The organism is Pseudomonas gingeri (assembly GCF_013385425.1).
GTDB lineage: Bacteria > Pseudomonadota > Gammaproteobacteria > Pseudomonadales > Pseudomonadaceae > Aquipseudomonas > Aquipseudomonas gingeri_D.
The window spans coordinates 1-12,050 of sequence record NZ_JACAQA010000044.1 but is presented as its reverse complement, the minus strand read 5'-3'; the positions used below and the strand labels follow the sequence as shown (position 1 = coordinate 12,050).

The 12,050-nt window shown below is 53.7% G+C and carries 12 protein-coding genes; 6 read left to right on the top strand and 6 right to left on the bottom strand.

Annotated elements, in window-relative coordinates; translation table 11 throughout:
* Nucleotides 1-331 precede the first annotated feature (331 nt).
* From HX830_RS31120 to HX830_RS31110, 3 genes are read left to right on the top strand one after another with little or no spacing between them, the layout of a single operon-like run.
* Entirely contained in the window at nucleotides 332-1,408 is a 1,077-nt protein-coding gene (locus HX830_RS31120) for a helix-turn-helix transcriptional regulator (protein WP_177104638.1), read from the top strand.
* A 9-nt stretch (nucleotides 1,409-1,417) separates the two neighbouring features.
* On the top strand, nucleotides 1,418-2,833 hold the full coding sequence (locus HX830_RS31115; RefSeq protein WP_177104636.1) for a hypothetical protein: 1,416 nt from the start codon (nucleotides 1,418-1,420) through the stop codon (nucleotides 2,831-2,833).
* Nucleotides 2,834-2,843: 10 nt separating this feature from the next.
* A complete protein-coding gene (locus tag HX830_RS31110; RefSeq protein ID WP_177104634.1) occupies nucleotides 2,844-6,038 on the top strand; it encodes a hypothetical protein in 3,195 nt (1,064 codons plus the stop codon).
* A gap of 215 nt (nucleotides 6,039-6,253) precedes the next feature.
* Here HX830_RS31110 and HX830_RS31105 read toward each other — a convergent pair whose 3' ends face one another.
* The 3 genes from HX830_RS31105 to HX830_RS31095 all read right to left on the bottom strand — a co-directional run bounded on the left by HX830_RS31105 (nucleotide 6,254) and on the right by HX830_RS31095 (nucleotide 8,405).
* The gene (locus tag HX830_RS31105; protein ID WP_218171444.1) at nucleotides 6,254-6,907 is read right to left on the bottom strand and encodes a formyltransferase family protein; all 654 of its coding nucleotides are present in this window, start codon (nucleotides 6,905-6,907) and stop codon (nucleotides 6,254-6,256) included.
* 150 nt (nucleotides 6,908-7,057) lie between these two features.
* Nucleotides 7,058-7,909: a class I SAM-dependent methyltransferase gene (locus tag HX830_RS31100; protein WP_218171443.1), complete on the bottom strand. Its 852-nt coding sequence runs from the start codon at nucleotides 7,907-7,909 to the stop codon at nucleotides 7,058-7,060.
* 55 nt (nucleotides 7,910-7,964) lie between these two features.
* Entirely contained in the window at nucleotides 7,965-8,405 is a 441-nt protein-coding gene (locus tag HX830_RS31095) for a DUF4339 domain-containing protein (protein ID WP_177104632.1), read from the bottom strand.
* Between the two features lie 130 nt (nucleotides 8,406-8,535).
* On the opposite strand from HX830_RS31095, the gene HX830_RS31090 reads away from it, so the two are divergent.
* The gene (locus HX830_RS31090) at nucleotides 8,536-8,883 is read left to right on the top strand and encodes a helix-turn-helix domain-containing protein (protein ID WP_177104630.1); all 348 of its coding nucleotides are present in this window, start codon (nucleotides 8,536-8,538) and stop codon (nucleotides 8,881-8,883) included.
* 29 nt (nucleotides 8,884-8,912) lie between these two features.
* Here the strand turns inward: HX830_RS31090 and HX830_RS31085 are convergent, their stop codons facing one another.
* On the bottom strand, nucleotides 8,913-9,242 hold the full coding sequence (locus HX830_RS31085; protein ID WP_177104628.1) for a hypothetical protein: 330 nt from the start codon (nucleotides 9,240-9,242) through the stop codon (nucleotides 8,913-8,915).
* Nucleotides 9,243-9,630: 388 nt separating this feature from the next.
* The gene (locus tag HX830_RS31080; RefSeq protein WP_152741714.1) at nucleotides 9,631-9,885 is read right to left on the bottom strand and encodes a hypothetical protein; all 255 of its coding nucleotides are present in this window, start codon (nucleotides 9,883-9,885) and stop codon (nucleotides 9,631-9,633) included.
* Between the two features lie 118 nt (nucleotides 9,886-10,003).
* Here HX830_RS31080 and HX830_RS31075 point away from each other — a divergent pair, with 118 nt between their 5' ends.
* Nucleotides 10,004-10,876 (top strand): WYL domain-containing protein, encoded by an 873-nt coding sequence (locus HX830_RS31075; RefSeq protein WP_177104626.1) that lies wholly within the window; start codon nucleotides 10,004-10,006, stop codon nucleotides 10,874-10,876.
* Nucleotides 10,877-10,884: 8 nt separating this feature from the next.
* Entirely contained in the window at nucleotides 10,885-11,247 is a 363-nt protein-coding gene (locus HX830_RS32700; protein ID WP_177104624.1) for a YagK/YfjJ domain-containing protein, read from the top strand.
* A 384-nt stretch (nucleotides 11,248-11,631) separates the two neighbouring features.
* On the opposite strand, the gene HX830_RS31065 is transcribed toward HX830_RS32700, so the two are convergent.
* Nucleotides 11,632-12,042 carry a DUF4339 domain-containing protein gene (locus tag HX830_RS31065; RefSeq protein ID WP_256350857.1) on the bottom strand — a complete coding sequence of 137 codons (411 nt, stop codon included), beginning with the start codon at nucleotides 12,040-12,042 and terminating at the stop codon, nucleotides 11,632-11,634.
* Nucleotides 12,043-12,050: the final 8 nt, after the last annotated feature.

Here is a 12,050-nt window from a genome sequence, read left to right as displayed (position 1 = left end):
GGCCATGACCTTGGATAGCTCTACGCGACGACATGATTTGTCGCCCCCCCATAACAAAATGCAAAAAAACACCAGGAGCCCGCTGTCATGAAGAACCTACTTGCTGCCATCGGTTGTGTTGTAGTGCTGAAGAAGGCCTGTGAGCTATACCGCGAATACCAAGATTTGAAGCATTACAAGGAAACCCACGCGCCCGAAGGCCACTGAACGGGTTGCGTGCCCATCTGACTTTAGTCATGTGCGACGCTAGAGAAGTAGCACTGCGCCATTATTTTTATTAGCATCGTGGCCAATCTGGCGTCAGCGACTGATGCACAACAAGGTAGTCTCCATGTCTCAAGCGAAGGATACGCTGCTCAGGCTGTTCGCCCTGCTGCGCCTAATTCCTGCCGAGCCGCAGCGTATAGCCAGCACCACACTGCTGGAGAAGCTGCATGACAAGGGTTTTTCCGTCACGCTGCGCTCTATCCAGCGCGACCTCAATCGGCTCTCCCTGCCGTTCTCGTTGCTATGTGACGAGAGTGAATCACCCTTCCGCTGGAGCTTCACCCGAGACGCACCGCTGAGGCTGGAGGACATGGACGCGCCGACCGCGCTCGCCCTCTGCCTGTCCGAAAGCCATCTGGCAACACTGCTGCCACAGACCGTTCTCGACCAGCTCGGCCCGCAGTTTCGCCGAGCCCGGAATTTCCTCGGTGATGTGGGCCACAACGGCTTGGCGGACTGGGCGCGTCGCGTCCGTGCGATCCCCAACGGCAAGACTCTCCTGCCAGCGGCGATCGCTCTGGAGGTCTGGCGAGCGGTCTCGGGGAGCCTGTTAGAACGTCGACAGATCGAAGTCGCCTACCGCAGCCGCAGCAAAGGTGGTGTAAAGCATCTGGTTCTGCACCCGGTCGGGCTCGTCTCCCGGCATGCCATTAGTTACTTGCTCGCATCGGTGGACGGTTACGACGACTTGCGCCAGTTTGCCCTGCACCGGATCCAGTCGATCCACATGCTGGAAACCGAGGCCAGGGAGCAATCCGACTTCAACATCGACGACTACATCGCCAGAGGGCGCTTCAGCCAACGCCAGGGCGATGAGTGCGTTGAGTTGGTCGCGGACATCCATCCCCAAATTGCCGAGTTACTGAGCGAGACGCCACTCAGTGACGAGCAATCCCTGGAGGAGCTCCCCGACCAGGCCTGGAAACGCTTGTGCGCCAGGGTCCCGCTGGACCGCGAGACCCTATGGTGGATCTTCGGCCTCAACGAGAACATTCGTGTCCATGCACCCCAGGTCTGGGTCGACGAGATCCGTCAGCGCCTGAAATCAATGCAACAGTTCTATCTGAACGAGGACGCGCTTGTCGCTGCCGCCTCTACCCATTCCAGCGTCGGCACTGCCGTCGTTCAGCACAACGTCTGAGGCTTTCTCATGGATAAGCAGGAAAACAAACTCATCAGCCATTCGGTTAGCCTGTGCCCGATCTGGCCCACCCAGGCCTCGGAAAAGATGGGCCGTATGGTCGGCGAGATCAGCCAGGCCAACGACATCATGGTCAAGATTGCTTCCACTGCCCAGAACAAAGCGATTAAGGGCGGGTTCGCGGCGGAAACCTGGCATGCCGAGTCGTTCAACCTAGACGCTATCCTCAAGGACAAGGATGTCCGGGCCTTCACCGATAACTTCGCTAAAACACCGCTGGTGAAGAACGACATGACGCACGACATCGTCATCATGAAAGGCGATACCCAACTGCAGGGCGCACAGCTGAAATACTTCAAGAACGCCGATGCCACGCAGAAGGCGTTTCGCTCAAGCAAGGACGGGGTTCACCGTTACGAGAACGCCGACGTGTTCCTCGGGCCGTCCGACCAGATTGAAGGCATCAAGCTGTCCGCTCACAAGGACATGCTGAAAAACCGGGACACCCGCCCCGAGGTCGCCCGGGCCGCCGAGAAAGTTCATGACAAGGCCGCTGGCCGCCTCGACGCCGAGGGCGTTCAGTCCACAGGGTTGAGCAAGCGCGATGCTGAGCACGTCGGCGCGGGATCGACCTCCGGCAAAGAGCTGCATGAGAAGATGCAGACGGGCTACCAGAACAAGGCGACCTTCCAGCAAAGCATGCGTGCGGCAGGGTCGGCGGCCATCGTAACCACAGTCATCGCCGGCAGCATCAATACTTTTCAGTACATCCGTCAGGTCAGGGATGGCGAGATCACCGCCGAACGGGCCACCGTGCTGATCCTGCAAAACACGGCCATCGCCGCCGGCGACAGCGCGCTAAAGGCTGGTGTGGCCTCCGCAAGTGTCAGCATCGCCGCCCGCTCGATGCCCGGCCTTTTCGCCGGCTCGATGTTCAAACGTACCTTCGCCAATGGCGGCATTGCCGGGGCGGCGGTCTGCGCGGTGGACGTGGTGCAGAACCTGGTGTTGTTCGCCGCCGGCAGGATCACCGCCGAAGAACTGGAAACCCGCACTGGAAAGGGTTTGCTGCTGACCGGCGCCGGTGTGGGCGGTGCCTCGGTGGGTGCAGCGATTGGTGCCCTAGGCGGTCCCGCCGGCGCGCTGGTAGGCAGCATCGTGGGCGGCCTGATCACGACACTGGCGATGAACATTGCAGTGGACAATCACATCGAGAAGAGCTTCCAGCTGACCTTGGTTGCCACGGAGCGCGTGGTCAGCAACGGCGTCGCCGTTCATGAAGCCCTGGAATACCTGCAGGTCTCGCAACAGTTCTACGGCGACTTTCACAAGGGACTGTATCTGTCGGAAAAACACTTCGCCGCTCAGGTCAAGACCTTGGAAGCGCAAAGCAAACGACTGAGAAACAAGATCAACACCCTTTAAGGCTGGAATCATGAGCGAGACAACGACAGAGCTACAAGAGCAGATTTTCCACGAGCCGCTGCAAGGGCCCGAGCTAGAGGTAGTAACCACCCTCGTCAACCGCCACAAAGCCAATGCTGCCTTGACCCAGCAACTGGCCCTGGATGCCTCGCGCCTCATCACCAGTAGCCAGGAGCGGTTGAACAAACAGTCGGGCGCCGGCTTCCTCAAGCGTTTCGCCAGCAGCCTCACCGGCAAGACCAGCGAGAACCAGTTGCTGAACCAAGCCGACACGCTGCAAATGCAGAAGTACGCCTGGCACTACCTCAAGCAGCTGCAACAGCAGAACCTGATCAACGCACAGAGCATCGCGGTCATCCGCAACAACTTGGGCACGATGAACGACTACATCATCGAGACCCGGGATTTCCTGGAAATCGCCATCGACCGGATCAACAACCGGCTGAAAGCCGTCGAGAACAGCGCCAGCTTCCATAGCTGGTCACTAAACATCGAGGCCAATAAGCGCCGGTTTAAATCCATCCCGGGCAACCTGCTGATCCTGCACCTGACTTACGACTTCATGCGCGCCCATCGCGACATCGAATTGACCGAGCGCGACGTCAATCATCTGGTGGTCACCCTGGAAAAGCTGGGGGTCAACTGCGATGACGAAGTCGAGCTGCTGGGATTTATTATCGAAGTGATCGACCAGATCGAGGTCTTCGGCATTGATCGCTACCGCAGCATGATTGAGCTGTCGGTCAACGAAGATCACGTGCTGGACTCGCACTTCATCCAGAAAAACATCTCGGGGCTTGGTTTCAACGCGCTGTACTTCCTCTCGGAGGAGTACGAAAAAATTATCGACCTCACCGATGATGAGCTGTGCAACAGCGATGCGGCCCGGGAAAAAATCATCTCGCGACTCTTCGGCAACGAATTCGGCGGTCTCCGCACCAGCTATGGTGTTCGTGAGCTGATCGGCGAAGTTATCGGCGGCAGCCTGGTAGCCCTGGACATCTACAAGGAACAAAACGGTTTCAACGTCAGCGCTGACGCGTCTCTGGATGAGGAGCAAACCGAAACCCTGTCGCTGACCTCCGACCTACCGGACATCAAGGCCCACAGTTTCCTCGACAAGGCCGACGACGAGGCGCGCCGCACCTACCTGCGTCTGTTCGCGCTGTGCTTCGATAACGCTGCCTCGCTGGACGGCGCGGGTCAGGAATTTCTCGGCCAGTTGGCCGAATACAGTGGCTGCCCGGAGGTGGTCTCGCAGATTCTCGGCATTGCCGACAATCCGCTGAAGGAGCGTGAACACTTACCAGCGTTGCAGACTCTCCTTAATGACGATGACAAGGCCTACACATGGCTCATCGACGCTTTCTTCCTCCTGACCTTGTGCCACAAGAAGATTGAGAACCCGCGCATCATGCGAATCTTGATCGCACTCAAGCCTAGCAGCTTCAAGGAAAGCCTATCGCTGATACTGGCGCTGCTCAATGGAAGTGACGAAGCGGCGCTGGTGAAGGCAGCAGCAGGCCTGGCCAAGCTGACTCAAGGCTGGAAGAACATCGTGCGATACCGTGCATTGCGCTTCGAGCAGTCTTGGATCTCCATGGAGAAACAGCTCTATGCCGTCAGCATAGAAGCCTCAGACATGTCCATGGACCTCATGAACGCCACCAGCAAAGCCAGCGACTGGTCATCGTTCATGGGCTCATTCGATGATGGTTTCCTTGGAAAAATGGCTACCGCTGCAGGTGGCGCAGCATATACCATCGGCCGCAAGTCGGTTTTGTCCAGCCTTAACGACATGCGCCGCAAGGCCCAGGACTTAATCGCTACGAATGCCCCTGCACTGAGTTCCGCCAACCGCGTGATCGTCCAATGGGGCATACCTCGTATCGAGTTCGACAACGAGATTTCCTGGTCCGACTACGACCTAGACAACTCTGCCGAGAACGATGACTGGTACCACCAGTTGAACGACTGCGAGCGCCAAATCGACCGGACGCTTATGGCATTCTCCAATGCCTGCTCCGATGCGGATGATCAGCTCGGCTACTTCCGCAAGGGCGATTTCGACAGCTCAGTGGTGCTGGCCAAGATACGCAAGCAGGAAGAGCGGGAACAGCAGAATTTGCTCGAGGCGTTGGAAAAACAATCCGTCACCTTTGAGCACGACGGCAAGCGACACTTGTTTGCCATCGACTGGCAAGACATGGAGAACCCTCCCTGCGATCCAGAAGAGATTCGCCACATCAAGACCGATGGCAAGGTGTGGCTGATCGTGGACAACGACGAACAGTTCTACCGCAGCGAAGACGGCGTGAAATGGCAGGCGGTCAGGCCCAATGTCGACGATGAACGCATCTGGATTCGGCGGCTCGACGTGATTGACGGCACCTGGGTATTGATGGTGGGCTCCGAGGCGTTCTACTACTCCCGTGACGCCCTGAATTGGGAGCGTTCGCAGTACCCGGACGTCAGCGACAACTACGCGTTTTCCGCTACCGAAGATCTGATCTTATTCAATGGTCAGTGGCTGTGGCGTTTCACCGAGAGGACCGAGTTTGAATACACCGATAAGGGCTTCCTGTTCGACTCGACCAAGACCTCTAACTACAACAAACCGCTGCTCTTCAGCGCCGCAGGACCGGGTGCGGCCTGGGGGCGCTGGGAGGGTCGCCTGAACCTCTCTGAGGGCGAGGAGGTGGAGTATCTGCGCACAATACCAGGCACGTCTTGCCTGTTGGCCTTCTGTAGGTACAGCAGCTTTTACACCATAGTTAAGAAGAAGACCAACACCAGCTCGTCGGTGATGTACTACGCGCAGGGCAAGGGCTGGCGCAACTGCACCTGGCCTGAAGACGACCTCTCCTTCTATGATCCGGTCCTCACCGCAATGGGCGGCACACTGATGTGCTTCTCTTGGAGCAACCTGCTGACTTCGCAGAAGGGCTACGACTGGAAGCGTCAGTCGGACGCGCTCAATATCGAGACCTGTTATCACCTCAAAGGCCTGAGTCTGTTCCCGTCGCGCAACGACAACCAACGCATCCACGTCAGCCACGACGGGCAGGTGTTCAAGGAAATTATGCTGGAGGAAGGTAGCTGGAAGTACTTCGCGGCCAACGACCAGGGCGCACTGTGCATCTACGCGCCTGACTCCCACGAAACCTACCTGCGCGTCGGTACCTTCGTCCGCCAGGTCGAGTGATTAACCCGGGCCCGCCCAGGGGTTAGGCTAGGCGCAAGACTGCAAAAGCCGGTTTGTCAGCGTTAGGGGCGCTCTGCCCCATCGCTGACGGGCCAGCGACGTAAATTTCGTGGCGTAGCCACGAATAGGGTTCTTAGGCTGTCAAACAAAAGGCGACGATTTCGTTAAGCTTCGTCGATGTAGCTGTCGTCACGTTCTTCAATATGTGGTTGTTTTTATTCTTGTGACAGGATTTTATCCAGCCTGGTTACCTCGATTTGGAACTCGGAATCCCAACTGCTAAAGTCTTTGGGTAAATCAGATGTGCGATGATAGGAGCCTTTTTTTCTTTGCGGTATAGCGACAAAATTTTTGGTCACGATGTTTTCAATGTTCTCTTTAAAAAGCTGTTCTATCTCTTGTGTTAATTTCTTGTACGTTTGGGAGAATGTTTTTTCTTTGGCGCTAAAATTTACGTATTTTTGGTAGATGATAGGTCCAGTATCTATGCCTTCGTCTATCAAGTGAATAGACACACCGCTTGGAGTAGAATCATAAAAAGACCAGAAGTTAGGGTGGGCTCCACGATTCCATGGCAAATATGAGATATGCAGGTTGACGATAGGTGCTGGAGAGCTTTCTATGACGTATTTTGGAAGGATGTGCCTGTATCCGTAACTGATTACCAGGTCGTAGCCAGATGTGGTTTTTATTTTTTCTTCTGTATGCCAAACTTCACAGTTAAGCTTAATGAGTTCGTCGAGTAGTGTTGTTTGTTTTTCGGAGTACCCTAGAAATAGTATTTTTTGTTTTCGCTTTGATGCGGACTTTACAAGCTTTGGGGCTGCGGCCTCTTGCATGGGCTCTTTTTTTGTCTGTTCGTTACTCATGCTGCTAGCCTCTAGGTTGGTATGTCTTAGCTCTATGCTGGCTTCGTGGAGTTGGCCAAATTCTTTTTCTGGTACTTAAGCTTCGGTGTGAAAACCTAAGTAGGAGCTGTATGCGCTATAGAACGAGCCATAGCGCAATGCGGATAAGTGTCAAGGCTTTATTAGAAGCCCTTGTCCTGTAGGTAAGCTCGCTATTGCTATGTTCATTTTTGCTGCCCATTGATCCATACCCTCTTTCTGAGGCTGGTATCCGTAGTAAGCATAGTCATCTAGTAAAATTACTGCTCCGGATACCAATCGGTCCCACAAGAACTCAATCGCAGCAACTTCAGGAATGGTGCAGTTCAGGTCGATGTGCAAATAAGAAATTTGGGTTGAGTCGATATGAGTAAGAGTGTCGGGAATGGACCCTTGTATGACCTTTGCATTTGGCCACTCTGAAAAGTTCGCCCGCACGGATTCAATATTTGATGTATATGTTCCGTCTTCAACTAATTTTCGGTTCTTGTCCGCGACACCACCAATTTTTTCCTGCTCGGACAGATACCTGTCATCAATGCCGGAAAATGTATCAAGTAAATAAAAAGTTCTGCCTGTATTATTCCAGTTCAGATCTTTCATAATCGCTGAGCTTAGAAAACCATAGTTGACTCCGCACTCAACAAAGTCACCGTTGTGTTTTGCGGCTGTCCGCGCCGCCCACAGCCCTATATGCACACGCCAAAACCATTTGTAGTCAGAACCGACGGCTTCTACTCCGCGTGCATACGCTGTGATATAGCTCTCGTCGCTCATGAAGTCGTGGTTATGCACCGAAGACAATCCATCCGAGGCATAACGTCCTTCTACCTTTGGGTAAAGGGAGTTAGGGTCTCGTTTGTAGTTACGATTTTCTCCACGGCCCCAAGCCAAATAGTGTTGTGCTGGGTCAAGTCCTGACATTCTGACATCGGGATGTAACTTTAGATATTGTTCGGGAGAAAAGTCTTCAGGCAAACTCATGGTATGTCCCTGCTAATGGTTTAATGATTTGGTTTTGTGCGTGTAACGAACCTGGTTACCCAATCCTCGAAACGGCAGGTGTCGTGCCTAGCGCTTTAAGGCGCTTTTCAGCGAGTAGACTGAGGGCAATGTTCAAGACCAGGGGGATGTACCAGTAACGGTTTTCCTTCATGGTTTTCTTCACTTGGCAATTGCTGCCATCAACGGCGCCGGCGCCAAATACTTCGATGAGATAGCAGAGAATAGAAGCGAAGGCCGGTAACCAGACCAATGTGTTATTGATGCTCGCACCCGTTAGGTGGGAGGGGCGGTGAAGCCGCTTGGAGGTGTTGCCGATTTCTAGCTGATTCCAACCATCCAGTTCCTTCCTCCAGATCATGCGTCCATAGATCAGCTTCCCTAAATGGATAAGGGAGACCATCCGTTGTGTATCTACGCCTCTGCGCTCGCCTTTTTCTTCGCAGAACCATTGGTCACTGCCATTCATTTCCTGCATGAAAAATACCTTTGCATTTCCCTGTGAGCATAAATGGACGATAATCAACCTTTAATGATGAGTTTCAACCTTTAAGGCTCTTCATGTCAATGGGGTGATGAACAACCATCTAGGTTGACTAGGGGGTTGCATGCCAAAAACTGATCAGAAATACCTGGCTGGTGTGGTGGGTCGAGCGATTGCTAAGCAACGCATTCGCAGTGGCTTGACGCAGGAGGAAGTGGCCGAGCGCCTTGGCGTGGGAAACGAAGCCGTTTCCCGCATTGAGCGAGGTGTGGTCGTGCCCAACATTGAGCGGTTGCTGGAATTCGCAGGGATCTTTGGTTGCGAGGTGGCGGAACTGTTGACTGAGGCGAGTTCGCGCCCGGACGACCAAGCCAACAGGATCAGTCGGTTATTGATGCAGCTGGGTAATGATGATCGGCAGCTGATCGTGGACCTCGTTGAGCGCTTAGTAGAACGCCTAAGGAGGGCATGATCTGATCGCCCTGATTGACTTTGGGGCGTTCAGGGGAGGGGGCTCTGATCGAACCTGGCACCACAGCGTAAACAGAGATAGTCGTAGTGGCCGAACTGATATTTCTGCACGTCCTGGGCAAATGCCGTCATGGCGATGTGGTCGGATGTCGCACCGGAAAATCCCTTGCCGATCAGATCGAGCATCCGCACGAGCAGACTTTCATTTCTGGTTTCCTGGTCGATTTCCAGCCCCTGGGTATGTGCCTGGCGAACAGCGAGCAGAAAGCTATCAATGGTCCCAATCAGCATGACGGCAGCGTTGGCGGCATCCTTGGAAATTACAGCCTTTGAATCGCAGATCAGGCAGCATGTGTTCATGTTGGACCTCCTGTGACAGGGTTAAACCACTGAGATAATGTGCATGGATAACGGGGGCGTGGGGCTCCCCTCATAAGGGCTCAATGCCGGACGTGTTGATGGCGTTAGCCAACGCAACAGGGGGTGATGAATAGCGCTGGGAATGTGGTCAATATTTCTGGGGTCGCCACGCGCTAAGGTACGCAGCCGACCCTCGGCGGTGAGCCACATCGTCGGTGTGTCGTCGGTGATACCTTAGGCTTGTGGGTAATCGATGACATCGCGCGGACCGAATTTCGCTTCAAGGCGGACCATCCGAGTGATTCCATCGGGGCACCCAGGGCGTCGCCAACAGCACCACCCAGCAGATAGCCTTTGATTCTTTCAAGTCTGCTCATGTCCTTCCCCTTCACGCTGCTGGTATCAGTTCCTGCAAAATCACCAGCTTTCCTCTCAGTTGCTCGACATGACCTTTCTCTGCCCGCAAGGCTGAGCGCAGCTCTTTATTTTCCATTTCCAAAATGCGTGCCCAGCGTGCTGCCTTCTGATTTTCCAGCAGCATCTGCCAGATATCGCGTAGCTTGAGGAGCTGTATCAACAGCACCAGCAGGATCAACCCAAGCCCTGCCAGTGAGCCTGTAGAAACGATGTCCGACGTGTTCATGCCTGCATCCTTGTTGATTTCGAGAAGCCTCGAAGACAGGGGTACAATATGTAGTGTTAAGCGACAGGTCTACAATGTAGACTTATACAGGTAAAGTATTCACGCACATGGAGGGGACATGAAACGCAAGCAATCCGTTGAGCATGTACGCTGGGATCTGGCACTTCGCTATCGTTTGATTGAGACAGTGGCCTGGTGGGAAGGCCGTCTGACCACGGGACATCTGATTCAGAGCTTCGGCATCAGCCGGCAACAGGCATCGAAGGACATCAATACGTACATCAATGAGCATGCGCCCAGAAACCTTACATATGACAAACAGATTAAAGGCTATATACCGAGCAAGGTGTTCAAGCCTCTGTTCATAGACGACAGCGCCAGTGCCTACCTACACCTGCTTTCTCAGAATAATGAGAGAGCTCCACACATCGAAGGGTTGGCGTTGGCCTATGCCCACACCAAGGTGCTGGAGGTCCCAGATCGGACGATTCGTCCGGAGATTCTTCGTCCTCTGCTTAAAGCCTGTCGCGAGAGCCTGCGTCTGGAAACTGAGTATGTATCGCTGGCAAACCCTGTACCTGAGATCCGTCTGATCGCGCCCCACACGCTGATCTACACAGGGATGCGTTGGCACGTACGCGCTTACTGCGAGAGGAATCGGGAGTTCCGCGACTTTGTGCTCAGCCGTTTGCGTGGCGAACCAGAGCTATTGGGCAAGGCTGAGAATGTGATTGTTGAAGATACCGCCTGGAATTCAGAGGTAGCGGTCATCATCGAACCTGATTTGCGCCTGACGGCTGCTCAGAAAGCGATAATCGAAACCGATTTCGGCATGGTGGACGGTCAATTAGTGATCCCAAGCCGCAGGGCGCTCGTGAAGTATGTATTGCAGCGATATCAGATTGATCCAAAAAAAATGGAAACTAAGCCAGCGGCACAGCAGATTGTGGTTAAGAACCTGGATGAGTTAGAACCCTGGTTGTATGGCTAATTTAAGCCGTGACCGCGTTTAGCGCCATCCTATCTATCAATACGAATCTCAACCGTCACTACGGCTCAGAATTTTTAGGGAAGCCAATATGGGTAGATAAAGGCCCTTTTGTTTATGAGTATTTGAAACGTCTGAATGAGACGACTAAACGGGCTCTTGATGCGCATTCAAGGGTTTTTGCGTTCAGAGTGCACCTTCATCTTCAAATTAATGTGCAATTACCTGCCTGCGCTTATACGAATCCAGTAATTGACCGCTTCATTGAGTCCTTTAAAGATAAGATCAGGCGCAATCGTAGGATGGCACTTCTCAGAAATACCAAAAGCCATGGCAGCAGTATCAGGTACGTATGGGCGCGTGAAATGGGGTAACACGGTTTACCCCATTACCACTTGGTAATTTTGCTAAGCGAAGATGCGTTTACTGTTCTTGGATGTCATACAGGTCATGCTTCTTAAGGCTGCTTGCCTTCACTACACCAGCTTTCCCGCTCAGTATCTTGTAAATCAGTATTGAATGTCTGTAACAATCGTTTGCTGCTTGCTGAGTCGGTTTGCTATCGCAGTAGCTGGCTGCATGTGCGGTAATACTGGTTAATATAATTAGTAGAGTGGTGCTTTGATGCTTTTCATGGTTGAACCTTTCGATAGATGGCCGAGCGTTGTCGGCGCGAAGGTCCTCCAATGAATAGCTAAGTCGTGCCTTGGGGCACTTCCAGCGCTAGCCGGAAGCACCGAAAGTTCAGTTGGCTAAGGTCAGACGAGTAACGTAAGTGCGAAACTGCCAATCCACACGATGAAATACGCTAGGTTCTGATTCAGCATCTTGGCGCGTTGGTACAGGTAGACCGGTACGATAAATACCCAACCCTTGAAACGACGGGTGTCGTGCCCAGCTTTTTTCAGGCGTTTTTCATCGAACAGGCTCAGCGCGACATTCAATATTACGGTGAGGTACCAGTAATGGCCTTCGCTCAGCGCTCTCTGACCACCTCCCGTGGCGCCCGCAACGAAGGCTTCCAGCAAGTAGCCGAGCAGCGGGCCGAAAGCCAGTAGCCACACCAGCGTGTTGTTGACGCTCGCGCCTGTGAGCGGGGGTGGGGAAGCCGTTTGGAGGTGCTGTAGAAACTCCGTCCTTTCGAGTTGAATCCAGTGTAAGCGCGCCATGAAACCCA

Coding starts and splice junctions, on each gene's coding strand:
- HX830_RS31120 (WP_177104638.1), top strand. CDS start 332: ATGTCTCAAGCGAAGGATACGCTGCTCAGGCTGTTCGCCCTGCTGCGC.
- HX830_RS31085 (WP_177104628.1), bottom strand. CDS start 9,242: ATGAACACATGCTGCCTGATCTGCGATTCAAAGGCTGTAATTTCCAAG.
- HX830_RS31080 (WP_152741714.1), bottom strand. CDS start 9,885: ATGAACACGTCGGACATCGTTTCTACAGGCTCACTGGCAGGGCTTGGG.
- HX830_RS31075 (WP_177104626.1), top strand. CDS start 10,004: ATGAAACGCAAGCAATCCGTTGAGCATGTACGCTGGGATCTGGCACTT.
- HX830_RS31090 (WP_177104630.1), top strand. CDS start 8,536: ATGCCAAAAACTGATCAGAAATACCTGGCTGGTGTGGTGGGTCGAGCG.
- HX830_RS31115 (WP_177104636.1), top strand. CDS start 1,418: ATGGATAAGCAGGAAAACAAACTCATCAGCCATTCGGTTAGCCTGTGC.
- HX830_RS31100 (WP_218171443.1), bottom strand. CDS start 7,909: ATGAGTTTGCCTGAAGACTTTTCTCCCGAACAATATCTAAAGTTACAT.
- HX830_RS31110 (WP_177104634.1), top strand. CDS start 2,844: ATGAGCGAGACAACGACAGAGCTACAAGAGCAGATTTTCCACGAGCCG.
- HX830_RS31065 (WP_256350857.1), bottom strand. CDS start 12,042: ATGGCGCGCTTACACTGGATTCAACTCGAAAGGACGGAGTTTCTACAG.
- HX830_RS31105 (WP_218171444.1), bottom strand. CDS start 6,907: ATGAGTAACGAACAGACAAAAAAAGAGCCCATGCAAGAGGCCGCAGCC.
- HX830_RS31095 (WP_177104632.1), bottom strand. CDS start 8,405: ATGCAGGAAATGAATGGCAGTGACCAATGGTTCTGCGAAGAAAAAGGC.